Source organism: Ktedonobacteraceae bacterium, assembly GCA_035653615.1.
Taxonomy (GTDB): domain Bacteria; phylum Chloroflexota; class Ktedonobacteria; order Ktedonobacterales; family Ktedonobacteraceae; genus DASRBN01.
Genome location: DASRBN010000034.1, coordinates 13,727 through 39,760 on the forward strand (window position 1 = coordinate 13,727; position 26,034 = coordinate 39,760).

Sequence of the window (26,034 nt, forward strand, 5' to 3'; positions counted from 1 at the left end):
TTTCACACCATAAATTTCTCTATAACATTCACCACATCTTCTACCACAAACGGCTTGAAGAGGATTGCGTCTGCATGAAGGGATTGAGCCTCGTCCAGTCTATCCATTGCCGTCATCATCACAATGATGTGCCGATTGCGCACCTGCGGTTCGGCATCCAGGATTGCGCACACCTCTTTGCCGCTCAATCCCGGCATCATCAGGTCGAGGAAGACCAGGAAATTTCCGTCGCCGCGCAGGATATGCAGCGCCTCAATGCCGCTGCGCACAACCTGGATGGGATAGCCCTCGAAATCAAGCATATCTATCATCATATCACGAATCACCGGATCATCATCCACCACCAGAACCTTAGTTGGTTTCGCCTGCTGGCTCATCTTCCTCATCCTTCTCAGTCGTATCGATGGGCGCATCAATACGCGGGAGATAGAAACTAAAGACCGATCCGCGCTGTGGGATGCTTTGCTCAAGCCATAATTTGCCGCCCATGGCCTCGATATAGTGGCGGCAGATATAGAGGCCCAGACCTGAGCCACGCACCGGAGTCGTCAGCGAACGAGTGGCGCGCACGAACTTCTCAAAAATGCGCTGCTGATCTTCCGGGGGAATGCCTTCTCCCTCGTCGATCACGCGTACCTGAACGACCGGCGGGTCTTCTCCACCGGCCAATTGCGTGTAGTCAACCTGGTCTTCGGGGAGTTGCAACTGCGATAGCGTGGTAGCGCGAGCCGCGATGATGATGCGACCGCTGGGCGGGGAATATTTGGCCGCGTTATCGAGCAAGTTTGTTATCACCTGGCGCAGGAGCAATGCATCACAGTTCACCCACAGGTCGCGTGCTATCTGTACGATGATCTGCTGCTCGATATTGATGCTGAGCATGGTCGTCGCCACCTCGGCTGCCGCCAGCACCTGGACAGGGCTAAGCTGCAAATCGTGCTTTTTTTCCAGCGCGCCCATCTTCGCGGCCTCGGTCATATTGGCTACCAGGTCGATTAATTGTTGTGTCGAGCCGGCGATTTTCGAGGCGTAACGCTGCACTTGCTGCGCAGTGATGCGCCCGCTCTGGCGCTTCAATAATGAGGCATAGCCGCTGATAGCGCTCAGCGGTGTGCGCAATTCATGCGAGGCCGTCACAATGAATTCGTCCTTGAGCCTGTCCAGGCGCTGCAATTCCGCGTAGGCTAGTTGAATCTTCTCGAAAAGCTGCGCGTTGCGTATCGCGCTGGCCGCCTGGGCCGAGATAGCCAGCAGCACGCCCACCTCTTCCGGGCGGAATACGCGTTTGAGGCCCGGCGTATGCACCGCCAGGATGCCGACTATTTCGGTCTGGTAGCGCACAGGTAGCATCAACATCTTTTCGATCTTCGTTTCATGCAGGAAAATCGCACCGCCCTCGCCACTGACCTGAGAAATTTCCTCGACCTTGTCCGCATCGAGATAGAAAAATGATTCGGCCTCAACCTGTTGTTCAAGTATCGAACCTTTGAACGGCAGGCGAATCATCTCTATCAGATCATCCTGCTTTTCTTTGCCCGGTGTCCAGGAAGGATCGCCTCGCCGCGTCGCTTTGTTCCACTCGCCTGTCGCATCGTAGATGGCCTGCGCGATGAGTTCGCTCTGGTCATCGGACAGCTGGAAGAACGTACACATCTCGGCCTGCACCAGCGTCGCTACCGTTTCGACGAACTTACGCAGCAATTCGGTCAAGTTCAGAACGGTGCTGATTGCCAGCAGCGCGCTGTTCATGGCGGCCAGCGACTCCTCGCGCTGCCTGGCTTTGTGCAGTGATTGGCGTGATTTCTCGTAGAGCCTGGCGTTCTCGATGCTGACCGTGGCGATTTGCAGCATGGTTTCCAGCACCAGCACTTCCTCGCTGCTATAGCCATGCGGGCGGTCGCTGGTAATACACAGCGAGCCAACCACGCGTGTAAACATCTTCATCGGCAAGAGCAGAAAGCTCTCCGCCTTCGTCTGGTCTCCCCACGCGCCTTTCAGCAGTTCCTCATATTCACCGTAGCCACCATGCTCGGTATCCTCTAGCGTCATCTGCACGGTTTTTTTCTCGACCTGCATGAGACGCCACCACACGGGACGATCCCCGGCATGGGCCACCTGGGGATTATCAAGGATGCCGGCAATGCGTTTTCCCTTGTCGACGGCCAGTATGTCGTAAATTCCGCGCGTGTCGCGATCATAGAGGGTGAGCAACATCGAGGAGACATCGACGACACCGGTGACGAAGCGGTAAACCTCTTCAACCAGGTCGGTGAGACTGACCCCTGTGGGAAAAGCCATGCTGATTTGTTGCAGCTTTTGCATATAATCCCTGCTATGCATATGCAAGCGCTGCAAGGTGGTATTTTGAAGGTAGAGCGCGATACGCTCCGCGAATAGCAATGATTCCTGGCGGTGCTTTTGCTGGAATACCAGGCCGGGCGAGGATAAATAGAGAATGACCACTCCCAGCATGTCCGGTCCATTCTTTTTATCAAGTGGACCACCGCCCATGAGCGGCGCGAGCGCAGGTTCTTGAACAGGCACGCTCAGATAATAGTTAGGGATGATATCCGACTGAAAATGCGCCTTAGGCTCGGCATAAAGAGAGGCCAGGTAGTCTTGATGGCGTACAATGATCGGCTCGTTTCTACGCCACGTATAGCCGATCAAATCCACCCCATAAGGATAGGCTGCGCCGGGGGGAAAGAGGTCCTTCGCCTGCGCTGCTGATACCGTTTCTACATCGTCAAATGGCGATGTGCCATGTTCCAACGGCTGCGAGCTCCGCCTGAGCCGCTGGATAGCCGACGCGGATGGATCTCCGAGTTCGCCGGTAGTATGGGCGAGAGGGCCGGTCGAAGTTGCTGCTTCCGCGCGCAAGTTCGCGCGCATAAAGGGCTGCCTGGAATGGTTTGTAGTGAGGCGCACGTGCAGGCGCACGACCATCTGGCCGATAAACTCATCATAGAGCGCAATCACAGCCCCATTGGCTCCAAACTGCCGCATCATCTGCTGTAAGAGCGTCTTGAGCAGCGACAACGGGTATTGCTCTTCAGCTTGTGGTTCAGGCTCGCCCCAGACAGCTGTTGACATATTTTTCTCTCATCTCTCCCGGCGCTCATTCATCTTGCCCATTGTCCATGCCGGGGAGCGCAATCAGCGCTTCAGACTCAAGCAAGATGAAAGGGATGGTAGGCTCTTGCACGCGCTGGCGCAAAACGATATAAGTTGCACCAAAAACGCTTCGATGTACTCTAGCATATCATAGCAGTGAGTACGATTCAACCTTTATGATGCCGGTGACATATGTGATATCATGAACCGCAAAAGGCGAGAGGGGTAGGATAAGTGGATATTCCAAGGAGAGAAAGGACGCATGTCCGCGATTATATTCGATAGCAAACCGCTTGCTGAGCGCATGACAGAGGAATTACAGGGCGAGGCCGCCGGGTTTCGTAAGCGGCGGGGACGTGCAGCGCAATTGAAACAAATTATTGTGGGGCACGATGGGGCGGCGGAAGTCTATAGCCGCCAGCTGGCACGAGCCTGTCGCACCATAGGCCTGAATTGTGAGACACTGGCTTTCCCTTTCGAGATGAAGGAGCAAGACCTGCGTTCCCAGGTTGCGGCGCTCAATAGTGATATGAATACAGACGGGGTTGTGCTACTGCTTCCGCTGCCGTCGCATATACGCCAGCGCGTGGTCACCGATGTACTCAGTCCCGAGAAGGATGTTGATGGGCTGGGGTCGCGCAATGCCGGCAACCTGCTGCTCGGCTTTCCCAGCTTCATCCCCTCGACAGCTGACGTGATTCTCACCGTTTTGAAGCACGAGGGCATTCCGACGGCCGGACGAAACGCGGTGGTTGTCGGACGCAGCAATATCGGCGGCAAACCGACCGCGCTGGTGTTGATGCGCAACGATGCGACCGTTACTATCTGCCATTCGCATACGCGGGACCTGGCCGAAATTACGCGCAACGCCGATATCCTGGTCGTGAGTATTGGGCGACCGGCCAGCATCAGCGCCGATATGGTGAAGCCCGGCGCGGTCGTATTCGACGCGGGCATCAACCCTATCGACGGCAGAGTTGTCGGGGATATCGACTTCGAGCGGGTCAAAGAAGTGGCCTCGTTTTTGACACCCGTGCCTGGTGGTCTCGGCCCCCTGACCCATTTGATGCTGATCCGGCACACACTGCTTGGGCCTGTGTAGGCGTAGCGGCCCCGGCCAGCGTTTAATCCCCCGCGATGGCGTACCTTTGCGATCGCGCCGGTTGTTTTGCTGCGCCGGCAGTGCTGCATGCCTGGACAAACGCCTCGAAGAGATGAGCGCAGGCTTCCACTTCCCCGTAAATCTCTTCGGGATGGCACTGCAAGGCCATCATGAAACGATAGCCGGGAATTTCCAGCGATTCGGGAACGCCATCTTTAGCATACCCGCTGATGCGCACATTCTTACCAGGATTTTTGACGCCCTGGTGATGCAGGCTATTGGCCCAGAATTCGCGCGTGCCCAGCACATCTTCCATGAGGCTACCCGGCTCGACAAAAACGCGATGAGTAAGATAATTGCGTGGCAAATCGCGATTACAATGAGTGATATCGCTGGGATGCTGTTCGGATAAGTCCTGGTAGAGGCTGCCACCGGCGGCCACGTTCAAAAGCTGCATGCCGCGGCAGATGCCGAGTGTGGGAATATCTTCCTGCAGCGCCCAGGAAGCCAGAGTCAATTCGATTTCATCGAGTTTAGAATCCAACATTTCAAGTTTTGTATGTGGCTCTTCTCCATAGCGGTACGGCTCTACGTCCCCACCGCCTGAAAACAACAGGCCATCCAGTCGCGGCAGAAGTGAATCCAGCGCCTGGGGGTCATCGAGCAGGGGAATGAGTACGGGAATGGCGCCGGCATGCTCCAACGCATGGGCATAGGTCCGGTTGTTGCAATAGACAGGTCTTCTACTTCCCGCACGATAATCTGAGTGGCAAGGTATGCCAATAAGCGGACGCATTCCGAAAACTCCTCTAAAAAATTTTTACTATAAAAACCGTGTGTACCCGTAAAAAATAAATAAGAAAAGCGGAACGCCGATCCGATGCGCTCCGCTAAAAGTAATGGCGAGATTAGGAAACGAAACGCATTCCCCCGCGTTCAAATAAAACTTTCAATCCCCGCCGGGATCCCCAAGGCCACTTATCCATCTCCAGTTCTGGCTGGAGCCACATGATTATACATATGAGACGTAGGAAAAAATGCTTTCGTTTCACAATGTTGCTCTCATTGGGAGTATTACACGGTCCTATGTGTTTATGATACGCCTGGGTGTCAAGCGTTGCGGCGCGCTGTATCTAGTCAGCCTCTCCTATCCATGATACAATACTCCCAACTACCAGACTACGGAAACGGACTCGCACTGCTGAAAGATGCTAGATATCATCATCACGCTGGCGGAAGCATTTAACGCCCAGCATAAACAACTCTATATGGTGGGTGGAACGGTGCGCGATGTGCTACTGCATCGCGGGCAATCGAACGATGCCGACCTGGCAACCGACGCGCATCCCAAAGAGATTCAGCGCATCGTCGCTCCGACGAAGCCCAACGCGGTTGTCCTGGTGGGTGAGCGCTTCGGAACCGTCCGCCTGCACTATGGCAGTGATATCATCGAGATTACCACGTTCCGCAGCGAGCGCTACAATCCCGAATCGCGCAAGCCGGAAGTCTGCTTCGGCACCAGCCTCGAAGACGACCTGCGGCGACGCGATTTCACCATCAATGCCATGGCACGCCATCCCCTGACCGGACAAATCTTTGATCCATTCGGCGGGCGGCAAGACCTGGATGCGCACATCCTGCGCGCCGTTGGCGGCGAGCCGGACAAACGCTTCGACGAGGACCCTTTGCGTTTATTACGTGCCGTGCGTTTTGCCTCGCAGCTCGACTTCACGATTGAACCGGAGACGAAACGCTCCATTGTGCGACAGGCTCCCAAGCTGCAAAAGATATCGCGCGAGCGTATTCGCGACGAGATGAACAAGCTGCTGCTATCCGATCACCCGGCGAAAGGGCTGGATTTGCTCGTGGAACTGGGCTTGATGGAGTGGATTATACCTGAAGTGCTGGACCTACGTGGAGTCAGCCAGCAGCCCACGCCGCTCTCGCGTACAGCCATCCATACAAAAGATGTGTACGCGCATGTCCTGCGCGTGGTCGAACGCTCGTCGCCGCGCCTGGTCACGCGTTGGAGCGCGCTGCTGCACGATATCGCCAAACCGCGCACGCGAACGGTCGAGGATGGCAAGATACACTTCTTCGGGCACGAGGATACCGGTGCGCACATGGCGCGCGATATCCTGAAACGCCTGCACTTTGATCGTGATTTTATCGAAAGTGTCTCGCGCATCGTCCGCCTGCACATGCGCGCGAACGCCTACACGCCTGAATGGACGGATGGAGCCGTTCGTCGCCTGATGCTGGAAGTCGGTGATGACCTGCCCGACCTGCTCGATCTCTCGCGCGCGGATATTACAAGCTATCGCCGCGAGAAGGTCTTGCTCGCCGATGCGCGCGTCACCGAACTGGCTGAGCGCTGCCAGCGCCTGAAGGAAGAGGCCGAACTGGTGCCGCTGAAAAGTCCGCTCGATGGCAACGAATTAATGCAGCTCTTCGGTCGCGGGCCCGGTCCCTGGCTGCGGCCAATCAAAGAGCACCTGCTCGGCCTCGTCATAGATGGCGCGCTGGCGCCGGACGACAAAGAGACGGCGGCAAAGATCGCGCAATCGCTTTTAGACCAGGAAGAAGGCCGCGATGCATAGTTTCAATCCCAAACGGGTACGGGTCCCGCTGCCCCTGGCCGGGAAAAGTATAGCAAGAAACCCGAAAAGGCCAGGTGGGGATGCAACAGGACCATCTATCAAGGGAGCCTGATATCAACGAAAAAGAGGGAAAGAGCATGCCCAAAGTGAATAAACCCGGATCGCAGAAATCGGGAACCAATAGTAATATGCCAAAAGAGACTGATACAAATAAAAAACCTGCAAACCAGCAATCCCAGGCGCAGTCTCCCGCGCCTATCAACCCCGCGGCCCAATCATCCGGCTCTAAGGCCGTCACGAATAAATCCCGGTCGGGTGGGAAGAATCGCAAGCCGGCGATTGGGGGCACGGCGGTAGCCGGCGCGAAATCGACGCAGCCCAAAGAAGTCAAACCCGGAACCCCCGCCAACCAGCAGGCGGAAAGCTATAACCGCGAGATGCGCCGTCGCATGCAGCACATGGGCACGGGTCCATACAGTCAAAACCCGGCAGAGACATTACGCGAAAGAAGGCAGAAGCGCCAGGAAGAAAAGAAAAAGCGCCAGGAACAGGTGAAAAAAGAGGTCGTGACCCGCGGACCGAGTACGAATGTGCGGCTTGGTCGCAGGAACGCCTACTTTTTGATCGGCACCGCGGCCGTGATTGTACTGATCATTATTATAGCGATTATTGTTCGCCACCCGTTTTAAGGTGAGCGACTGGCACTCGCGTGGCTTGAGAAGACCTGTAGTGGTACCCCTGGCGGGTACCACTACAGGTCTTCCCATTACATCCACCTTGAGTGAGGAGTAGGATGCGTTTGTTGCCCAAGCCGGTCTTCTGCTTGAGGACTAAAGGCTATGACATTACCATTTGCCTGTTGTGTAGAAACAGGGCTGGCAAGTAAAGTATATCCCTGATCTCTCTATTGACGATATCGAGTCCATAAGGCCATAACCGTTCGCGGATACTATTGATGCGCTTCGACAGTGAGCGACGTGGATTGCTGTGAAGTTGTTGGAAACAGAGCGCCAGGTCTGTGAAAGGAACGAACGGCTGGCCATCCTGTGCATACTGGAGAAGGAGCATCAGTAAAGCGTAATCCGTGCGAGAAAATATGTTTACCCCACCATCAATAACGATGGTGCGCGTCTCGTCACAGTGTTGAAGAACATGTCCGGGAATGTGTGGACCGGAGGCGAGCATTTGGCGAGAAAAGTTCATCCCTGCTCTCTTTCTGTGCATCGTTCACAAAATGCAATGGTGGAGCGTCCACCTCTACAAAATATGGCTTATGGAATCATTCATATGAGCAGCATACGAGAACGCGCTACGAGAGATTGCACAAAAAACTTCGCCTGAACTGATCCCCCTGATCAAAGCACCGGGTAGCCATGTAAAAGTAGGCACCTGAAAGTACCGGCATACCTCAACTTTTATTATTGTACCATATGATTTTCGATTTGTACATCATATTTGCCCCGTTTTTATGACAGGGGCTAATTTGATGGACAGTAGATGCACAATCAATGATTTCCGATTTTCCGGGAACTTCTTTCCCCAAAATCGGAAACTTTCTTCCTAAAAACTGGAAACAAGATCCCCAATCAACCGGAAACAGTTCATCCCTTTTTTCCCCGCTGAGCCGGTATACTTGAGATCGAGAGCTTCAACTAACTAGCTATACTGCTTGTATCGCAGGCAGCATCATGCCATAGGGATGAGTTCGAAGCACATATTTCACCTGCATGCAGGCCAATTTAGAGAGGCTGCACAAGCAAAGGAGTGTGACCTATGTCCCCTGATCGCTCGCATGGGCATCGTCTTCCCGACCAATCAAAGCCTATCCCTCCTCCATTGCGAAGGCATGCATCCTGGTGCATCGATCACTTCCTCTTCTCAGTCTTCCTGTGCCTGCTGCTCGTGGCACAAATTCCAGGCAATTGGAGTTTCCTGGTAACACCAGCATACGCTGAGAGCCAGGGAACGCGCCCCAGCGCACCCGCCAGTATGACCTTTCAGAAATTTTTACACGAAGGACACCAGGACAAGGTGTACCATGGCCCGTTAATTCGGCCCCAACATGTTCCGCCGCCTCCTGGGCCAACGCATGGGCAAACTCATACGGCAGACTATGCTCACCGGCCTCCTAGCGCCGAACCCGCCACAATGAAGCCCATGAACGCACCTTTGACGGCAGCTTTCCTGTCTGGTCAGAAAGCTACTCCGGCGCTCGATCTACTGAGCAGCGATGGCCGCCTGGAAGTACAGCTTCAGCCGGGGTCACTGGACCTTTCACATGCAACGGTACCTGGTGGCAAGCCGCCTGCCGGAACCCTCACGCTGCGCGTCAGCCAACTCTATGGGCACTATGCCTCGGCCTTCAATGAACTGGGCACGTACCAGGTGCAGCTTGGTGATAGTCAAGGACGGGTTGTGAGCGGCGTCCGGCTTCATACGCCGCTCATCCTCATCTATCATTACCAACCGTCCGAGGTGGCCGCTCTTAGCCTGGACCCCGCGCACCTGTTTATGACCTGGCCCATTCTCATTGCCACAGCCACTAAAGCCCATAAGCCTACTACCGGACTGATTATTGCTTTGCAGAATAATGCCGCTGCTCACACATTAACGGCTAGTAGCGGCGTCTTCGATCCCAGCCCGTTTACGATGGGGGATGGCGAATCGCCCAACCAGGGTCCTCCTCCCCTGCACCTGGCATCAGTGCAAGGGAACGCCGGGCAGCTGACCTACAGTTATCCTTTGCAGGTAGCTCCCGGTACAGGAGGGTTCGCACCGCAACTCACGCTCAGTTACTCCAGCAGCGACCCGAACGAACGGCATAGCGCGACCTCTCCGGCCAACGATGTCGGCGATGGATGGTCACTCTCACTTGGCTCCATCAGCGCCGATACCTATCCTAACACGGGTACGACCTGGTATTTTCTCGGTGGTGTGGCAAACGTCGCGGACCGGCTCATTCCCAATGGCTCGCTTTACGATACGGAACACCTTTCCTATCTGCGCATTCAACAGGAGACCAGCAGCCAGACGGGTCAACCCTGCTTCCAGGTGTGGGATAAGTCCGGCACGTACTACGAATTGGGCTGCACCTCCGACTCCCTACAATATTGGAACGATAGCAATGGGCGCCATAATTACCGTTGGGATGTCAATAAGATCATCGCGCCCAACGAGGGACCCAATGCCGGAACCTACAAGATGCTCACCGTTTCCTACTTGCAAGATGTCGTCACCTCGGGCGGCTATACCAGTATTCGTGATGCTGTCATGAAGCAGATTGTCTATGGCGCCGGCAACTCCAATGTGGTCACCAACGTTGCCGGAACCGTTGATTTTACGTACAAAGCTCCTTTCAACTCGGCGCCGTGGGCCAGCGCGTATGGTACGAACTACAATTGCAGCAGCGGCCCTCCGATCAACACCACCTTGCGCTGTGACGACCCGGTGCAGATGCCGGGCAGTGGCAAATTTCCCGTACCCACGGTGATGAGTACCTTCTCTTTACAGACCGTCACCAGCTACGTTGGCTCGGATAGCACCTACAAGGATTACAGTTACAGCTTTTCCTACACCGATAATCCGTTTCAGTCCTGCAACGACCCGGTTACGCTGCTGCCCGGTTATTGCGCGCGCGAACACCTGCTGATGAGCATCACCCCAACCGTCTACCAGAACAATACCGCGCACGCGCTGCCACAGGTCATCTTTGGCTATACTAATCCTTTGCAGAATACCTACTATGACAGCACGCACCAGGTGGGCAGCCCATCGTAGCAATTTTCCAACCAGACCTGGTGGCAGTATCTCAACTTCTATCGCGACGTCAACACCGGTGTCGGCGGACAAATTACCTACGCGACTGCCTACAACAACGCGCATGGGACGCCCAATGGCGTCGACCAGCACGGCAATCCCGATGATCGCTACGATCCAGTCTACTGCACCACCCATACCGATTGTACCGGCAACTACGCTCACCCGGACGATAACGCCTGGGCCGAACAGGTCGTAACACAGATCACCGCCTGGAGCCAGGATAGCAGCAGTTCTTCACTGCAGCGAGCCACCACCAGTTACAGCTATCGCCTGGCCAAGACGGGGACCTGGGATGGCAAAACCACCTGGTGTTATCCTGCCGGCTCCGATCAGGACTGTGTGGGTGACAACTGGTTGCCTCCGGGGGATACGGACTGGGCCGACTACTTTCACGACGAATACCAGGGCTTTAACCAGGTCTACATCACCAGCCCGGCCAACGACCTGACCGTCGACTCTTACTACAGTACTGAGGGCTGGAAAACACCAGGCTCTGACTACCAGAACTTTGAGGGAGCCAGCCTCTATGAAGAGGACGTGTACAGTGGCAATAGTCCAACGACCACTGCTCTGCTCAGTACCACCACCTATACCTATGCCAACAACTCCAATGCCTGTCGCAGCACGAGCCAGACCTATCCGGCCTGCGAAACCGTCCTGGTCTCCAGCAAAACGACGCAGTATGAACGAACCGGCAGCAGTTCGGCGCCCTGGGTGCAAAACGCCTACACCTACGATGACTACAACAATGGCCTGCAAAGCGGTCACGTGTATCACAATCTCACACAGGAAATTGTGACGAGTTCTAACGCGCCCACCCTGACGAAAAAGTGGAGCTATACGACCAATGACCAGGTGGTGGGACAGTGGACCTATTACACGGTGGACAAGGTCACGCACAGCGAGATCGATGACAATACCGGCCACGTGTGGCAGTGCCAGGATACCACCTATGACGAGGGCGCTCCTTCGGGAACACAGACACCGTCGGCAGGTTGGGCGACGACGGTGAAGACGTATACGACCTGCGGCAATAGTGGCACCGCTATTACAAACTATATGAGTTATGATGCCTATGGGAATCTAGTAGCTGCCGTTGATGGTGTTGCTTCAGCTAACAGCGGTCTTTACACCACTAATGGCTGTACGTTGTCTACTAGCCCAGCTATTTTAAGCTATGGTTGGGGCAAGACAAGCTACACCGATTGTACAACGTATGACAGCGCCTATAACACGCTGCCTATCACGCAAACCAATGCGCTTGGCCAGCAGAGCAGCATTGGCTACGACAACACACAGGGGAAGTTACCGACCAGCACGACTGATATCAATGGACAGGTAACAAATACGTCCTATAGCTACGATAGCAGCGGCAACCAGACGGTGCAGGTCAAGAAGCCATTGGAAGGCAACGGCTATACCACACAGTCCAAGACTAACACCAGTTGCGCCTGGAACAGTACGCTGCCCTGCTTCGAGATTGATACCAATGCTTCTCAATATAGTGGAGCTATCGCGCGTACCTTCTATGATAGTCTGGGCCGCGAGGTCGAGACGCGCACCCCAGGACCCATCTCTGGCGACGATACCATCGTGATGACCGTCTACAATGACCAGGCTCATACCGTCTGGCAGAGCGTACCATTCGAAGTAGCCAGCGGCACTAGCTGGCTTGATCCCAACGGTGCCAAAGATATCAACAATGTGGCTCCTGGTGGCACAGTTACCTTCTACGATGCCCTCAATCGGCCACTTGCGGTGCAGGATCCGCTCTATGGCACTGGAACTGATCAGATTAGCTGCTCGCAGGTGCTTTCAGGGACGTATACTGCCTGTACCAACTATATTCTGAGCAGTCCGCATGGCTCTTCTACAATCTATACCACTACCCAGGTAGTTGATCCCAACAAGCATGTGATGGCCAGCTATAGTGATGCCTTGGGACGCACGCTTTACGTAGAGGAAGACCGTGGCCAGTATGGAGGCAGCCTCACAGTCAACGAACAGAAGAGCATTCAGTATACTGTTCTGAATGAATCCACCTCGGTGACCACCACCGACCTTGCCCCACAATCCGGGCAGAGTATTACCAGCGTCACAACCAGCGCTCAATATGACGACATGGGACGCATGACCCAACTGGTCGATCCTGATGCCGGGACGCATGTGTATACTTACGACCCCGATGGACATATGCTCTCCGATGTCGTCGGTGCGCACACGCTGGGCTATAACGATGACTTGTTGGAGCGCGTGGGCTGTATCCAGGATGGTATCCCTACCATCAACGCGACCGGAGCCTGCACCAATGGCACGCATCCCTACGTCCAGAACACCTATGATACGACCTTTATCGGCCAGCAAGGCAGCACCGACTTCCCCAAGGGACACCTGACCCAGAGCATTGCCACCACCTATTACCCGGAGGGAACCTCGGCCACCGCAACCGAGCAGATGCAGTACGACAAGCGCGGGCGGCAAATCACCGAATATCTCTCGTTCAGCCTACCGGGCAGTTGGGGCGTGAGTAGTCCCTTGCCCACTTACCAACTGGCGACTAGCTACAACGATGCCGACCAGGTGACCACCACGACCACCAGCACTAATCCGGCAGGACAGGGTTATACCACGACGCAGGTCTACGACGCGAACATGGGTGCGTTGACCGGACTGAGCAATAATGGCAATAACACCGCGAACCTGGCGACGATTGGCTACAATGCACGCGCCGGAATCGATACGATCTATTTCAAGACCAGTACCGGCTCATCGCTTGCCACTGAACAATTTGGCTATGACGCCAATCTGCGTACCACCAGCACGACGACCACCTGGCAAGGCGGCAGTGGCCAGAGTGGCACGATTCTCTCGCAGGGGGTCAGCTACGATGCGGCCAGCAATGTCATCAGTCTTTCGACAACGCAGGCCAGTGTTCCTGGGTACAGTAATTCCGGGGGCAGTGAAACGGAGAACTTTTGTTACGACGAACAGAATCGGCTCGTGTGGGCCGGCAATAGCGGCACGCAGCCGTCGCCGGGCAATGGCACCTGTGGAAGCGGCACGCTGGGCAATAGCCTGAATGGGACCGGTTACAGCAGTAACTATGTCTACACCCACCTGGGCCAGTTGTGGCAAGGTCCCTTGAGTGGCGGCAGCACGCAGTACCAGTATCTCTATTGCAACAGCAACGCGCCGCATCAATTAACCGGCCTCTACAGCCTGGGTGCCACCTGTTCCAACAAGGGTACGGCCTCGTACAGCAGTAGTTACGATGCCTGGGGCAATGTCACGAGCCGCTATTTTAGTGGCACGACGGGTACGCTCTCCTACGATAACCTCAACCACTTTGTCGAGTGGAACGTCAGCAGCACTAACCAGGAATGGTACGTCTACGACGCGGCAGGCAATCGCGTCTTGCGGCGCTCGACCAACGGCAGCAGCACGTCCCTGATCGTCTACGCCTTTGGCCTGGAGGAACACAACTACAGCAGTAGCGGCACTAATCAATGGAACATCTATTACTACAGCCTGGGTGGGCGCTTGATCGGGGAAATGAATGCCAACAACACCTATTTCCTGCTCACCGATGCATTAGGCAGTATCCTTTCAAGCATCAGTTGGTCGGCAGGAGGCGCCTCGGTGCAGGGTAACCAGGTCTTTGGTCCCTATGGCAAAGCGCGCGATTATCAGGGCAACATCAGCACGGCCAAAGGCTACACCGGGCAGTACAATGATGGCTTGACCGGGTTGGATTACTACAACGCCCGTTATTATGACCCGGTGGTCGGCGTGTTCCTCTCGGCGGACAAGGTGCAGGGCAATGTACAGGGCATGAATCCGTATGGGTATGTGGGAGGTAACCCGGAGACAAGGAACGATCCAACGGGACACGATGGCGATCCTGGTGGAATTATGCAGGTATTCCAAAACCCCTGGTTCTGGGCTGCCACTGCTGTCATGGTGAGTCTCGCAGGAGCGGCTGCCTGGTTCCTTATTGGGGGATCGATTGCTCTTATGCAGGCTCCACCACAAGCACAAGAGTCTGGGTCTTCGCCAAACAGCCCGCATCCAGCAGCAGCACCAACGCCCACAGATTCTCCAACACCGGAAGCTACTCCTAGTACGGATACAAGTGGCGCTGGCGCCACTACAAGAAGCGGTTGTGGAAATGGTAGTCTAACAATTTTACCTCATCTCGATGAGGGAACATATAGTGCTGATGAGCTAGCAGCTGCATATTACGTAGCCGGCATCTATAGTGGTACTGATGATAAAGTGATACTGAGACCAGCTACAGGGAAAGGGAAAACGTCTGACTTAGTTGTCAACGGAAAAACCTACGATATTTACACCCCGAAAACCAATGACGTAGGAAGTATCGTAAGTACAATATTACGAAAGAACAGCCAAACAACTGGCATCGTGCTTAACTTGAGCCGTACGAGTGTAACGCGGTCGGATCTAGGAAATCTCATGTATCGGGTTATTCGGGCTGCTGAAGTTCAGGGCGTTACGTTAAATATTGACGATGTCATCGTCATGGATGGATATCATGATGAGAACGATCATTATTATAATGACCGCTGTTGAAAGTGATCCAAGGCGACTAAAGCGACTTCTGAAATCAGAACAGGAGAAGATTATTCTTGAGGAATGACCAGCAGCAGCAGTGGTATACTTTCAGCAATCCCAATTACTACAGTCTACTTCAAATTCTAGTAAGCAGAACACGAAAGGAGAGCCGGATGTCGAAATTGAAGTGTATTTGTGGCCATAATATTGTTGATCAGACCGATTTTCTATCCTATAAAGCTGAGTATTTTTCAGATGAGGATAATGAGCTGTATTATGGAAAGCTCACCAGCTTTCTCGAGAAACTGGTAAAAGAGCCGACACAAGATAGAGAGGACCAATTTGCGGATGGACGTTTTACCGAGAAGCATTCTAGCCGGTTAGCACTTTCAGATGAGATCAATGATTTTCTAGCAGGCCTTCGGATGATTTTCGCGCATGATATGTATGAGTGTGAACAATGTGGTCGCCTCTGGATACAGCCTGACCCAGCCAGAAATGAGCTAGTGCCTTATCTGCCTGAAACGAACCAACGAGGGATTCTCAAATCCCATCGGAACAGTCCATGATCCTGATGATGTGATACCGGTCTATCAGAGTGGAAGCGGCTCGATATAAAACTAAAGCAATGAAGTTATTGACCTGCTAATAGCCCTCGATGAAGAGGAAATAGAACTAGTTCAGAAGAGGTGGGAAGTATGAGAGAGCCTCGTTGGCCTGAAGCTGTTGAGCGGGCCTTTGTTGATGCCAACCCGCATAGCTACTATACTGACGACGATCTAGAGATAGTATATCATCGCTGGCATGATTTTCAGCCAGAGGCAATGATACAGGTACTCGAACAGGGAGACGAAGCTGATCGGGTATTTGCCATTTTTCTGCTGGGGTATCTGGCTCCCACAGACATTACTTCCCGGCTCTGGCCGTTCTTACAGAGTCCCCCGGCGTAAGGAACGCTGGGCCAGTGCGCTTGCTCTTGGAAGGTTAAAGGATGAGCGTGTTCTTCCTGTCTTACAAGATATGCTGTTGGAAGGTATCTTTGAGTATGGGCCTGAATCTTTTCTTGAACAACCTGAACAGTGGGATGCATATGCCTGGTATAATGCGCACCGGTGTAGTATTGCCTCTATTTTTGGCGATTGGGGCGATTCTCGGTTGGCTCCTGTTTTGCGTCATGCCTTGCGTACCTGTTGGGAGTTGGAGCAACAACCTGGACCTTATGGAGGAAGATGGGGAATCATCCGTGATCAATGGTACGAATTGCAGGACCGCCTGGCCTATGCATTAGGGCAATTGGGAGCCTGGGGAGGGTTGTTAAACCTTGCATTACCGCCCGACCGCTTGCGCATCGCCATGATTTTTCAGATCGTTGGCTCGCTCCAATTGCACACCAGGGTTCCAGGGATTGGGCCGCTCTTCTTTCTGAGTGACTGGGCCGCAACCGCGATTGGATGTGCAGATAAGAGCGAGGTCAGGAGCCTGTTAATCCAACGGTTTGGGCTGTCAGAGGCCGAACAAACTGCGCTGTTGGAACAGTTTCCTCACGATTGTGAGAGACGGCTGCTCATTGAAATCGAGCGTGACCAGAGTCCAGGTGCCTACGACGACGAGGAGTAAAGGGAAGATGCAATCACTCCTTGACCTCATCCCAGTTGATCTTGCAGAATGTGATGACAACGCAACAGCTGGCCACCTATCCCGACCCGTTCGATGGCGACGACAGGTATGGTATATCTCAGGTTGATTGGTCACCCGACAGGAAATATGGAGTTTCTGCCGGGACATATCTCATCTCGGACCCTAATAGCTCAGAAGGGGCAATATACGAAGGGGTCATGTATGTTTGGGAACTGGGAGGGGCAGAGATCAGCTCTCCAATTCAATGAGTAAGGCGACAGAGCGAAGCAGAGACATGCGAGCAAAGAACGAATAATGGATATGTCCCAGTTCCGTGATCTGTACCACATGCTCTACAAATATGAAGGCGTACATGGTTATCAGGAGATTCTCTTATCCTGGATGTCGAAGGCACGACAAATCATGTGTGTTTTGCAAGACTATGGATGGGTAGAAGCGATGCCAGCAACGCACGTTTGAATTTATAGTAGAAATGAATACGCCCCAGAAGTATTCACTTAAAGTGATTGCCTTCCGGCTCGTACCCGCGCTTTAGAATAAAAGTCAGGTTTTCGAATTTTTCAACAGCATGCCAGGGGATGGTCTTGGGGACAAAACTCTGGCCAAATTTTTCGGAAAAAGGACGCAGAACGTGCCAGCGGTAGAGCCAGCCGTGCGCACCATAAATCAGGGCTTTTGCTCGCGGTTCCTTGCCGCGCGTAAGCTCGATATCGACTACATGCCCGATATGCCTGCCATCGGCGGTAAGAATTTTGCTACCTACCAGGTCTGCTATGAGAACTGTGCGTTTCTTCGTCATGATCGCGAATACCCACTTCCCGGAATCCAGCGCAGGATATGATCCGCAATCCACTCTTCGGATTGTCCCACGGGATACTCTGCCGCCTTGCCGCGAAGATGCAGGGTCGGCCCATACTGTTCAACTTCCTTGAGAGCAATACGTTGCTCGAAGCGGTCACGCAGGAAGAAGCGAAAGATGGGTCGCAGGTGCGAGGAAACCCGGCCTGCCAGGGCTTGCGGGCCTGTGATCAGATTGGTCAGCACGAGTTGACCATCCTCGCGCCATTCCGCCTCGATGTCGGCCACGCGGCCAATTTCGATCTCGTCGGATGTTTCTAGCTGGCCGTCTAGAATATCCGCGATAGAAAAAGTACGGTCTTCGCGGACGTTTGACATGTCCATTTTTTCTACCCTCCACCGCTAAAAATTTCGAGCGGTAGCGATACAAGCGCGACAATGAATGCCATGACCAGGATGCAGATGACGGCAATATTTGTGAAACGCCCATTGGTTTTGTCGCCCAGGTACTGTGGATCGTTCATGAGAATAAGGAAAGGCGAAAGCGAGATCGGCAGGAACAGGGCGATAATCGTGGAAGCGAACAGCGCCAGTTGCAATGGGTCGATACCTAGCAGCCCGATAATAATCGCTACAATCACAAAGATCGTCAGCACGAGATTGAAGCGGGCGGCCTCCACGGGCTTTTTTCCCTCACCCCACTCCCAGCCGAAGCCCTGTGAGATATTGTACGAGACGCCGAGAACCACTTCGAGCGCGGCACCCAGGCAGGTCGTGAATAATACCGCCGCGAACAGCAATGACCCGGCTATACCAAGCGGCTTTGCCATGGCAAGTCCTAACTCGCCCAACGTGTTTGAGGTCATGTTAAGCGGCTGCAAGACCATTGCTCCCAGGAAAACCAGCGCCATGGAACCTATGCTGCCGAAGCCCATCCCCACAATGGCCGTCACGCGGTTGAGCAGCAGCGAGCTAGCAGACCAGTTCTCCTCCAACGCTCCCGACGAATAGAAATACAACAGATAAGGGCTGATGGTAGCGCCAAGGATTGCCGCCACCAGGTAGAGATAATTGGCCAGGCTCCCGTTTTGAATCTGTGGATGCCATAATGTAGTGAGGAGCTGCGGCGATGGCCCGCCAAGCACAGCGATGCCGACGATAAACGAAAGCGTCATCAGCCCAAGGATAGCAGGGCCGTTCTCAATCAGATCAAAAGGCGCGCGCCAGGCCATCAGCCAGACGAGAAATGCGGCCACCGGGAACAGATAATGCCACGAGATGCCGGTGAACAGCGAAAGAGCGATAGCAATTCCACCGATCTCGGCGGTAAGCAGAAGGCTTTCCGCGATCACTTCGCTGGCCAGCGGCAGCAGATAAAACTTGAAGCCGAAATTTTCGCGAATGGCATCCGCGTATGTTTTCTGGGAGACGGCGGTGAAACGTCCGACCATTTCCACCATCAGGATAACGGCGATGGTGGCAACCACAACGGCCCAGATCAGCCCCAGGCCGAACTTTGCTCCCGCCTCGCCCGATGTGGCGATAGTACCGGCATCGAGAAAACCTCCCGTCGCAGTCACAATGCCGAGCGCCAGTGACAACCATTGCTTCTTCATGAACCACCCGCCTGCAAGAATGCCTCGCTTGCTTTATTCAAGGCCGCGACCTGCCCACGCCAATCACACGATGCGCTCAGGCACGGGGAGTCAACCGCCTGTATCGCCGGCTTATACAGATCGAACAGGTGCTGAACTGCGCGCATATCCGGCGCTCCTTGTTGGGAAAGCAACTGCTGCCGGTCAAGGCCATCAAGCTCGCTGCGGAAATTCACAAAGCTGGATGCTGCATATTGATATGTGATTTTCCCCTGGTGCATATAGCTCAGCATGGTTGAAGCCGCCGCGAAGCCCGCTCCAGTGTTTGAGGCCGTATGCGCGAATGCCGATTGCGTGAATTGACAGGATGTGAGTGCTATGAGCAGGACGGGAAGCAATAGAGTCAAGCCGTAGTTCCAGGACTTCGCCAGGTTACGCTTCCTCATGTCTCTCCTTGATGGCAAGCATGCCTTTTTTCTTATATTTATTATCGCACAGAGATAAAAACCTCTGCTTATCTATAATACGACTTACAATCCGAAAACAATGACAATTTGACGTCTTCCCCTCCACCGTTTATAATCATCTAGACATAATCCCAATTATGCATGCTATCAAAAATCTTCAAAGATTCCGAACGAGTTATCTTTTTAAGGAAACAAATTCATGCCCAAAATGTATGGATGGGTACGTGAGGTAGTGCCCGGTAGTCCCGCCGACCTCGCCGGCCTGCAGCCGGGCGATCTCATTCGCACCATCAATGGCCATCTGATACGCGACCTCGTGGATTATCAATTCTACGTCGCCGAGGAAGAACTCACGATTGGCTTTGAGCGACAGCTCAACCAGCACGAAGTCTCTATCACCAAATCCTATGATGAGAATCTGGGCGTGCTCTTCGGCGAAGAGCCTGCCCCTTTTATCCGTCAGTGCGCCAACAAGTGCGTCTTCTGCTTTATCAAAGGCCTGCCCGAACGTTTCGCGCCCCAGCCGGGACTGGCGCACGGCATGCGCGCCTCGCTCTACATCAAGGACGACGACTATCGCTACTCATTCCTGTTCGGAAATTTCATCACGCTCACCAATCTCAAAGAGCATGACTGGCAGCGGCTCGACGAGCAAAAGCTGACTCCCCTGTACGTCTCCGTACACACGACCGACCCCGACCTGCGCCGCAAGATGGTCGATGGGCCGCGCGCAGGAGATATCCTGGAGCATATCCAGCGCCTCGGCAGCACGCACATCACCTGTCACACGCAGCTCGTACTCTGCCCCACCATCAACGACGGGCCATACCTGGATCGCAGTATTCGCGACCTGGCCGCCCTGCGCCCCATCGTCGAATCCATCTCCGTCGTGCCCGTCGGCCTTACAAAGTACAACAATATGATCAAAACCGGCGACCTGCCATCCCTGCGCCACTACACTCCAGAAGAGGCGGCAGCGATCATCGAGCAGGTCGAGGCCCACCAGCGCCAATTCGAGGCCGAAAATGCCGATGGTTATCCGTTCGTCTATCTTTCCGACGAGTGGTACTACCTGACGAAGCGCGATTTCCCACCCGCGCGGCATTATGGCTCTTACGCACAAATCGAAAACGGGGTCGGCATGACGCGCTACTTGCTTGAGCAATGGGAACGTACAAAACGCAAGTTGCCCACAAGTATGCAGGAGCCGCGTAAAGTCACGCTGGTAACAGGTACTATGGCCGAACCCATTATAGAGCAGCTGGCCGCCGACATGCGCGAGATCGAGGGACTTGAGGTTCAGGTATTGCCGGTCGTGAACCGCTTCTTTGGCGCGGAAGTGACCGTCGCCGGACTCTTATGCGGGCAGGATGTCCTTGCCGCCCTGGAGCAGAACCGGTACCTGGGAGACCTCGTCCTATTGCCGCGCGTCATGCTCGATAACGAGGGTGTGCGTTTCCTCGATGATATTACCGTGGAAGAGTTCAAATCCCGGCTACCGGTCAGAGCCGAATTCGTGCGCAATGCACAGGAAACCATCGAAGCGCTGCGGTCGCTCAACTATATAGCTGTATAGAGGGAAGGCCGATGATGAATTTTTACCAGCAAAATCGGTAAGCACCTGGCCGCGTCATTCCTCCCATTTCAGGTTTACATAAACTGACACCGTGTGATATACTACTGTAACCGGAGGTGAGAATGAACGACCTGAGTGTCTTTACGGGCAACGCAAATCGCCAGCTGGCCGCGTCAATCTGTAAACATCTGCGCATACCGCTCGGCGACGCCGACGTCTTTCAATTCAGCAACGAGAATATCTTCGTCAAAATTAATGAGAACGTGCGCGGCCACGACGTATTTGTCATCCAGCCATTCAGTTCGCCCGTCAACCGTTCCATCCTCGAACTGCTCATCATGATCGACGCCTTGAAACGCGCCTCCGCCGCGCGCATCACCGCCGTCATCCCCTACTACGCCTATGGCCGCACCGACAAAAAAGATCAGCCACGCGTGCCCATCACGGCCCGCCTCATCGCCGACTGCATCACGGTCGCCGGCGCGCATCGCGTGCTGACGATGGACATGCACGCCGGCCAGATTCAGGGCTTCTTCAACATTCCCGTCGATGAGCTCACGGCGCAAATCTTGCTGGCGCGTTACTTCACCCAGAAGGAACTGCTCGATTTCACCGTCGTATCTGCCGATGAAGGCTTCGCTAAAAAAGCCCGCCAGCTCGCCGACCGCCTCAATGCCCCGCTCGCCATCATCGAAAAGCGCCGCCACGGAAACAACGGTGTAACCGAAGCCATGGGCATCATCGGCAACGTCGAGGGCCGCCACGCCCTCATCATCGACGATGAGATCGACACCGCCGGTTCGCTGACCCAGGCCGTGCGCATCGTACACGAACACGGCGCGCATAATATCTACTGCTGCGCCACCCACGGCATCTTCTCCGGCCCGGCCATCGAACGCTTGAAGGCCGCGCCTATCGAAGAAATCGTGGTCACCGACTCCATTCCCCTGGCCGAGCACAAGCGCTTACCCAACATGACGATTCTCTCCGTCGCCGAACTCTTCGCCGGCGCCATCAGTCGCATCCACGATGGGCGTTCCGTCACCGAACTCTTCCGCTGATCGCTTTTAACAAATTTCATTATCGGTCCCGCCTGACTATTTTATCAAAAACCATAATCGACTGCTACCTGGCTTCGCGGTCTGCCTTATGCATCCTGCTCACCTTTCCTCTCGTGGTATGATTACTTACACGGGCCGGGTGTAAGCCTCAGATGGTTACACTCTCCCTGACACTTTTTTCAGTGAAGATGATCGAGCGCGGACTCCCGCGGTGCTTACACAGGCGCCTGCTGCCCTGGTAGCCGCCCCAGGAGCCTATCACTGCCCGGAGGCCTGTCATTCTGAGCGAAACGAAGAATCTCTGCCCGCACGCGGATTCTTCGTTTCACTCAGAATGACATGCACCGGGGTACTGCAAAAAAAACCTACTTGTATAAGTCCTCTCGGATGGCTACACGAAAGGAGTAAGCCATGATAAAGCTCTATGTCGCAATAGAAAAGGCTCTGGCAGTTGTAATTCAGCGCACCAATGGTTGGGAAGTCGATTTGAAGCTGACCGGCACCGATCCACAGTGCCTCGCGATAGACCCATTGCATCATGAACAAATTTACTGTGGCACCTTCGATCAGGGAATATGGCGCAGCAGCGACGCGGGCGCATCCTGGGAACATATTGGCGAAAAGATTCCATACGAGCGCATCATGTCGGTCGCCGTCAGCCCATTGGAGCAGGTTAATGGTTATGGCATCGTCTACGCGGGTACGGAACCGAGCGCCATCTTCCGCTCTGAAGATCGTGGCACTACCTGGCGCGACCTGGCCGACCTGCGCCGGTTGCCCTCGGCCCCGACCTGGAGCTTTCCACCGCGGCCATATACCAGCCACATTCGCTGGATCACGCCCGACCCCGTCTTTGCCGGTCGCGTCTTCGCGGCCGCTGAAGCGGGCGCCCTGGTACGCAGCCTGGATGGAGGCGAGACCTGGGAGGATCGCAAACCCGGCGGCCCATTCGATACGCACACGCTCGTCATGCCGCGTCAAATACCCAACCGGCTCTACTCAGCCGCCGGCGATGGCTTCATGCGGCCCGGCAGTGGCTTCGTCCAGAGCGATGATGGCGGCGAGACCTGGTACCGGCCCAACGAGGGCTTCCAATACAACTACCTGTGGAGCGTCGCCGTCGATCCTGTCGATGCTGAAACCCTCGTCGTCTCAGCCGCTCCCGGCCCGCAGCAGGCGCATAATCCCATGAGCGCGGAATCGGCCATCTATCGCCGCTCTCACGACAACAAATGGCAGCAGGTAGAACACGGATTGCCGGACTCACATGGGATGCTCGCCTCAGTGCTGGCGGCGCATGAAGCAGAACCCCATGTCTTCTATGCCGGAAACAATAAAGGCATCTTTCGCTCTGCCGATGCTGGACAGACCTGGGAGGGGTTATCGATTCCCTGGCCGACGGGGACGCGGGTAGGACGTGTACATGCGCTGGTCGCGGTGATGGAATAACCCCCAATCCCAAAAAGGAGAACAATAGCCTCGTGAAAATTGCCACGTTTGATGAAATTTCCGGTGAATTTCAGGAAAGAGTAAACAAAGCAGTCTGGTGCAACGTTGCCACCATCGATGCGAAAGGTCGCCCGCGCTCGCGTATCTTACATCCTATCTGGCAGGGAGAGATTGGGTGGATTACCACGCGGCGTGGAACCCCCAAAGAGCGGCACCTTCAGGAGCATCCCTATGTCTCCCTTGCCTACATAGCCGATGTTGTGAAGCCGGTATATGTAGATTGCAAAGCTGAGTGGATAGAAGACCTGGGTATCAAGCAAGACATCTGGCAGCTTCTACAAAATACCCTGCCTCCCATGGGTTTCGATCCTGCTCCCATCTATGGCAGCGTCGATCATCCCGCGTTTGGCCTGCTCAAAGTCACCCCGTGGAGGATTGAATTGACTTCGGTGGCGACGGTGCCACCAGAAAGGAAAATATGGTACGCGGTATAAATATAGAACATCAGTCTACATAGCTTAGTAAGCATTATATTACGCGTGAGTTAGTCAGGTCAACTATTTTATGGTATAATGACCCACAAGCATAAACATCAACAAACAAAGGGGCACCCCTACGTGGGTGCCCTCTCTATCGTGTAAACATTAAAGCTATGCGTATATAAAGCTCTACATATCGGAAAAAAGGGTGGAGGTGAACCTATGAAGCCACTTGTCGCCATCGTTGGCCGCCCCAACGTTGGCAAATCAACATTTTTTAATCGCATGATCGGCAAGCGTGTAGCCGTCGTCGAAGACCTGCCGGGTACGACCCGCGACCGCATCTACGGCGATACCGATTGGAATGGGCGCGAGTTCACGCTGATCGATACCGGCGGACTGGAACTCGGCAGCGATATTCCCGTTGGCCAGGTGGGACTCAACGGGCAGCCGGGCGATATCATGAAGGGCGTGCGCGCCCAGGCGGAACTCGCCATCGAAGAGGCCGACGTGATCGTCTTTATGGTCGATGCTCGTTCCGGCATCACCGCCGCCGATGAAGAGGTCGCCGACCTGCTGCGCCGCACCGAGAAGCCGGTTATTCTGGCCGCGAACAAGGCGGACAATGCGCGCCTGCGCCAGGATGTCGTCGAATTCTACTCGCTGGGCCTGGGCGATCCGATTGATCTCTCGTCGTTGCAAGGCGTCGGAACCGGCGACCTGCTCGACCGCATCGTCGAAGAACTTCCACCCGAAGAAGAACAGTCCGAGGAAGAAGAGGAAGATATTCCCCGCATCGCTATCGTGGGCCGTCCCAACGTCGGCAAATCATCGCTGCTCAACGCCATCCTGGGCACGCAGCGCGCCATTGTCAGCGACGTGCCCGGCACCACCCGTGATGCCATCGATACCGAAGTCGAATTCCAGGGCCGCAAGATGATCCTTATCGATACTGCAGGTATCCGGCGGCGCGGGCGCATTGGCCCCGGCATCGAAAAATTCAGCGTCTTGCGCGCGACCCGCGCGATCGAGCGCTGCGATGTAGCACTGCTCGTCATCGATGCCAGCGAAGGATTGGCGGCACAGGATACTCATATCGCGGGTGAAATTCACGAACAGGCCAAAGGAGTGATCGTCGTCGTCAACAAGTGGGACCTGGCCCAGGCGCAGCGCCGTGCCGCCCGCGAAGGCCGTCCGCCCAAACCGGATGACGAAATAGAAAGCGCCGAAGAGTATCGCAAAATCATCGCCGAGGGCCTGAAGTTCATTCCCTACGCGCCCATCGTCTTCACATCCGCGAGCACCGGCTATCACGTGCAGTCCCTACTGGAGACCGCGCTCAGCATCGCCGATATGCGTTACCTGCGCATACCCACCTCGCGGCTCAACGAGGTCGTGCGCGAGGCAGTGCGGCGTCATAATCCGACCCTGTTTCGTGGCAAAACACTGAAGATTTACTATGCGACGCAGACGCAGGTGAATCCTCCCACCTTCGTCTTCTTCGTCAACGACCCGCAGGCGTTGCATTTTTCCTATGAACGCTATCTAGAAAATCAACTGCGCGAGGTATTCGGCTTTAAGGGTACGGCCATTCGCATGTTCTTCCGCGCGCGCCCCAAATCCGAACAAACGAGGTAACACTACAACCTTTCCTGCTCATCCTCGTATAGATAATGATACGAGGGTGAGACATGGAAATGGACTAGAACATATCTATCGCACCATTTTGCACATATATTTGTCATGCTTTGAGGTATATGCTAT

22 protein-coding genes are annotated in these 26,034 nt (G+C 54.6%); 14 read left to right on the forward strand and 8 right to left on the reverse strand.

Annotated elements, in window-relative coordinates; genetic code table 11:
- Positions 1 to 2 precede the first annotated feature (2 nt).
- Together VFA09_19390 and VFA09_19395 are read right to left on the reverse strand one after the other, a co-directional pair.
- A complete protein-coding gene (locus VFA09_19390; GenBank protein ID HZU69450.1) occupies positions 3 to 377 on the reverse strand; it encodes a response regulator in 375 nt (124 codons plus the stop codon).
- Positions 352 to 3,093 (reverse strand): ATP-binding protein, encoded by a 2,742-nt coding sequence (locus VFA09_19395; GenBank protein HZU69451.1) that lies wholly within the window; start codon positions 3,091 to 3,093, stop codon positions 352 to 354. Before VFA09_19395 ends, VFA09_19390 begins: the two co-directional genes overlap by 26 nt.
- Before the next feature lie 283 nt (positions 3,094 to 3,376).
- Here VFA09_19395 and VFA09_19400 point away from each other — a divergent pair, with 283 nt between their 5' ends.
- Positions 3,377 to 4,216 (forward strand): bifunctional 5,10-methylenetetrahydrofolate dehydrogenase/5,10-methenyltetrahydrofolate cyclohydrolase, encoded by an 840-nt coding sequence (locus VFA09_19400; protein ID HZU69452.1) that lies wholly within the window; start codon positions 3,377 to 3,379, stop codon positions 4,214 to 4,216.
- A gap of 22 nt (positions 4,217 to 4,238) precedes the next feature.
- On the opposite strand, the gene VFA09_19405 is transcribed toward VFA09_19400, so the two are convergent.
- Positions 4,239 to 5,012: a gamma-glutamyl-gamma-aminobutyrate hydrolase family protein gene (locus tag VFA09_19405; GenBank protein HZU69453.1), complete on the reverse strand. Its 774-nt coding sequence runs from the start codon at positions 5,010 to 5,012 to the stop codon at positions 4,239 to 4,241.
- A gap of 412 nt (positions 5,013 to 5,424) precedes the next feature.
- On the opposite strand from VFA09_19405, the gene VFA09_19410 reads away from it, so the two are divergent.
- Together VFA09_19410 and VFA09_19415 are read left to right on the forward strand one after the other, a co-directional pair.
- Positions 5,425 to 6,816, forward strand: coding sequence for an HD domain-containing protein (locus VFA09_19410; GenBank protein HZU69454.1), 1,392 nt, complete (start codon positions 5,425 to 5,427; stop codon positions 6,814 to 6,816).
- Between the two features lie 137 nt (positions 6,817 to 6,953).
- Entirely contained in the window at positions 6,954 to 7,505 is a 552-nt protein-coding gene (locus VFA09_19415) for a hypothetical protein (GenBank protein HZU69455.1), read from the forward strand.
- Positions 7,506 to 7,653: 148 nt separating this feature from the next.
- Here VFA09_19415 and VFA09_19420 read toward each other — a convergent pair whose 3' ends face one another.
- Positions 7,654 to 8,019 (reverse strand): hypothetical protein, encoded by a 366-nt coding sequence (locus VFA09_19420; GenBank protein HZU69456.1) that lies wholly within the window; start codon positions 8,017 to 8,019, stop codon positions 7,654 to 7,656.
- A gap of 570 nt (positions 8,020 to 8,589) precedes the next feature.
- On the opposite strand from VFA09_19420, the gene VFA09_19425 reads away from it, so the two are divergent.
- The 6 genes from VFA09_19425 to VFA09_19450 all read left to right on the forward strand — a co-directional run bounded on the left by VFA09_19425 (position 8,590) and on the right by VFA09_19450 (position 17,093).
- Positions 8,590 to 10,593 carry a hypothetical protein gene (locus VFA09_19425; GenBank protein ID HZU69457.1) on the forward strand — a complete coding sequence of 668 codons (2,004 nt, stop codon included), beginning with the start codon at positions 8,590 to 8,592 and terminating at the stop codon, positions 10,591 to 10,593.
- Between the two features lie 381 nt (positions 10,594 to 10,974).
- Positions 10,975 to 15,225, forward strand: coding sequence for an RHS repeat-associated core domain-containing protein (locus VFA09_19430; GenBank protein ID HZU69458.1), 4,251 nt, complete (start codon positions 10,975 to 10,977; stop codon positions 15,223 to 15,225).
- A gap of 155 nt (positions 15,226 to 15,380) precedes the next feature.
- Positions 15,381 to 15,776, forward strand: coding sequence for a hypothetical protein (locus VFA09_19435; GenBank protein ID HZU69459.1), 396 nt, complete (start codon positions 15,381 to 15,383; stop codon positions 15,774 to 15,776).
- Between the two features lie 129 nt (positions 15,777 to 15,905).
- On the forward strand, positions 15,906 to 16,157 hold the full coding sequence (locus VFA09_19440) for a hypothetical protein (GenBank protein HZU69460.1): 252 nt from the start codon (positions 15,906 to 15,908) through the stop codon (positions 16,155 to 16,157).
- A gap of 76 nt (positions 16,158 to 16,233) precedes the next feature.
- Positions 16,234 to 16,824, forward strand: coding sequence for a hypothetical protein (locus VFA09_19445; protein ID HZU69461.1), 591 nt, complete (start codon positions 16,234 to 16,236; stop codon positions 16,822 to 16,824).
- Between the two features lie 53 nt (positions 16,825 to 16,877).
- Complete coding sequence (locus VFA09_19450; protein HZU69462.1) at positions 16,878 to 17,093, forward strand: hypothetical protein; 216 nt, start codon at positions 16,878 to 16,880, stop codon at positions 17,091 to 17,093.
- Positions 17,094 to 17,338: 245 nt separating this feature from the next.
- Here VFA09_19450 and VFA09_19455 read toward each other — a convergent pair whose 3' ends face one another.
- From VFA09_19455 to VFA09_19470, 4 genes are read right to left on the reverse strand one after another with little or no spacing between them, the layout of a single operon-like run.
- Positions 17,339 to 17,644 carry a PRC-barrel domain-containing protein gene (locus VFA09_19455; protein ID HZU69463.1) on the reverse strand — a complete coding sequence of 102 codons (306 nt, stop codon included), beginning with the start codon at positions 17,642 to 17,644 and terminating at the stop codon, positions 17,339 to 17,341.
- The gene (locus tag VFA09_19460; protein ID HZU69464.1) at positions 17,641 to 18,027 is read right to left on the reverse strand and encodes a hypothetical protein; all 387 of its coding nucleotides are present in this window, start codon (positions 18,025 to 18,027) and stop codon (positions 17,641 to 17,643) included. The genes VFA09_19455 and VFA09_19460 overlap by 4 nt, the downstream gene beginning before the upstream one ends.
- 5 nt (positions 18,028 to 18,032) lie before the next feature.
- Positions 18,033 to 19,259: a divalent metal cation transporter gene (locus tag VFA09_19465; GenBank protein HZU69465.1), complete on the reverse strand. Its 1,227-nt coding sequence runs from the start codon at positions 19,257 to 19,259 to the stop codon at positions 18,033 to 18,035.
- Positions 19,256 to 19,684: a hypothetical protein gene (locus VFA09_19470; GenBank protein ID HZU69466.1), complete on the reverse strand. Its 429-nt coding sequence runs from the start codon at positions 19,682 to 19,684 to the stop codon at positions 19,256 to 19,258. The genes VFA09_19465 and VFA09_19470 overlap by 4 nt, the downstream gene beginning before the upstream one ends.
- A 220-nt stretch (positions 19,685 to 19,904) precedes the next feature.
- Between VFA09_19470 and VFA09_19475 the strand changes: the two genes are divergently transcribed.
- From VFA09_19475 to der, 5 genes are all read left to right on the forward strand, one after another.
- Positions 19,905 to 21,281: a DUF512 domain-containing protein gene (locus VFA09_19475; protein ID HZU69467.1), complete on the forward strand. Its 1,377-nt coding sequence runs from the start codon at positions 19,905 to 19,907 to the stop codon at positions 21,279 to 21,281.
- 122 nt (positions 21,282 to 21,403) lie between these two features.
- Positions 21,404 to 22,342, forward strand: coding sequence for a ribose-phosphate pyrophosphokinase (locus VFA09_19480; GenBank protein ID HZU69468.1), 939 nt, complete (start codon positions 21,404 to 21,406; stop codon positions 22,340 to 22,342).
- A 411-nt stretch (positions 22,343 to 22,753) separates the two neighbouring features.
- Complete coding sequence (locus tag VFA09_19485) at positions 22,754 to 23,791, forward strand: glycosyl hydrolase (protein HZU69469.1); 1,038 nt, start codon at positions 22,754 to 22,756, stop codon at positions 23,789 to 23,791.
- A 32-nt stretch (positions 23,792 to 23,823) separates the two neighbouring features.
- Entirely contained in the window at positions 23,824 to 24,285 is a 462-nt protein-coding gene (locus VFA09_19490) for a pyridoxamine 5'-phosphate oxidase family protein (GenBank protein ID HZU69470.1), read from the forward strand.
- Between the two features lie 207 nt (positions 24,286 to 24,492).
- The gene (gene der, locus VFA09_19495; GenBank protein ID HZU69471.1) at positions 24,493 to 25,908 is read left to right on the forward strand and encodes a ribosome biogenesis GTPase Der; all 1,416 of its coding nucleotides are present in this window, start codon (positions 24,493 to 24,495) and stop codon (positions 25,906 to 25,908) included.
- The last annotated feature ends 126 nt before the right edge of the window (positions 25,909 to 26,034 follow it).

Bases quoted from the DNA above. Each gene is read 5' to 3' on its own strand.
- VFA09_19485 (HZU69469.1), top strand. From the start codon at position 22,754: ATGATAAAGCTCTATGTCGCAATAGAAAAGGCTCTGGCAGTTGTAATT.
- der (HZU69471.1), top strand. From the start codon at position 24,493: ATGAAGCCACTTGTCGCCATCGTTGGCCGCCCCAACGTTGGCAAATCA.
- VFA09_19435 (HZU69459.1), top strand. From the start codon at position 15,381: ATGTCGAAATTGAAGTGTATTTGTGGCCATAATATTGTTGATCAGACC.
- VFA09_19395 (HZU69451.1), bottom strand. From the start codon at position 3,093: ATGTCAACAGCTGTCTGGGGCGAGCCTGAACCACAAGCTGAAGAGCAA.
- VFA09_19420 (HZU69456.1), bottom strand. From the start codon at position 8,019: ATGAACTTTTCTCGCCAAATGCTCGCCTCCGGTCCACACATTCCCGGA.
- VFA09_19405 (HZU69453.1), bottom strand. From the start codon at position 5,012: ATGCGTCCGCTTATTGGCATACCTTGCCACTCAGATTATCGTGCGGGA.
- VFA09_19450 (HZU69462.1), top strand. From the start codon at position 16,878: ATGACAACGCAACAGCTGGCCACCTATCCCGACCCGTTCGATGGCGAC.
- VFA09_19410 (HZU69454.1), top strand. From the start codon at position 5,425: ATGCTAGATATCATCATCACGCTGGCGGAAGCATTTAACGCCCAGCAT.
- VFA09_19455 (HZU69463.1), bottom strand. From the start codon at position 17,644: ATGACGAAGAAACGCACAGTTCTCATAGCAGACCTGGTAGGTAGCAAA.
- VFA09_19440 (HZU69460.1), top strand. From the start codon at position 15,906: ATGAGAGAGCCTCGTTGGCCTGAAGCTGTTGAGCGGGCCTTTGTTGAT.
- VFA09_19390 (HZU69450.1), bottom strand. From the start codon at position 377: ATGAGCCAGCAGGCGAAACCAACTAAGGTTCTGGTGGTGGATGATGAT.
- VFA09_19470 (HZU69466.1), bottom strand. From the start codon at position 19,684: ATGAGGAAGCGTAACCTGGCGAAGTCCTGGAACTACGGCTTGACTCTA.
- VFA09_19400 (HZU69452.1), top strand. From the start codon at position 3,377: ATGTCCGCGATTATATTCGATAGCAAACCGCTTGCTGAGCGCATGACA.
- VFA09_19460 (HZU69464.1), bottom strand. From the start codon at position 18,027: ATGGACATGTCAAACGTCCGCGAAGACCGTACTTTTTCTATCGCGGAT.
- VFA09_19415 (HZU69455.1), top strand. From the start codon at position 6,954: ATGCCCAAAGTGAATAAACCCGGATCGCAGAAATCGGGAACCAATAGT.
- VFA09_19475 (HZU69467.1), top strand. From the start codon at position 19,905: ATGCCCAAAATGTATGGATGGGTACGTGAGGTAGTGCCCGGTAGTCCC.
- VFA09_19480 (HZU69468.1), top strand. From the start codon at position 21,404: ATGAACGACCTGAGTGTCTTTACGGGCAACGCAAATCGCCAGCTGGCC.
- VFA09_19425 (HZU69457.1), top strand. From the start codon at position 8,590: ATGTCCCCTGATCGCTCGCATGGGCATCGTCTTCCCGACCAATCAAAG.
- VFA09_19465 (HZU69465.1), bottom strand. From the start codon at position 19,259: ATGAAGAAGCAATGGTTGTCACTGGCGCTCGGCATTGTGACTGCGACG.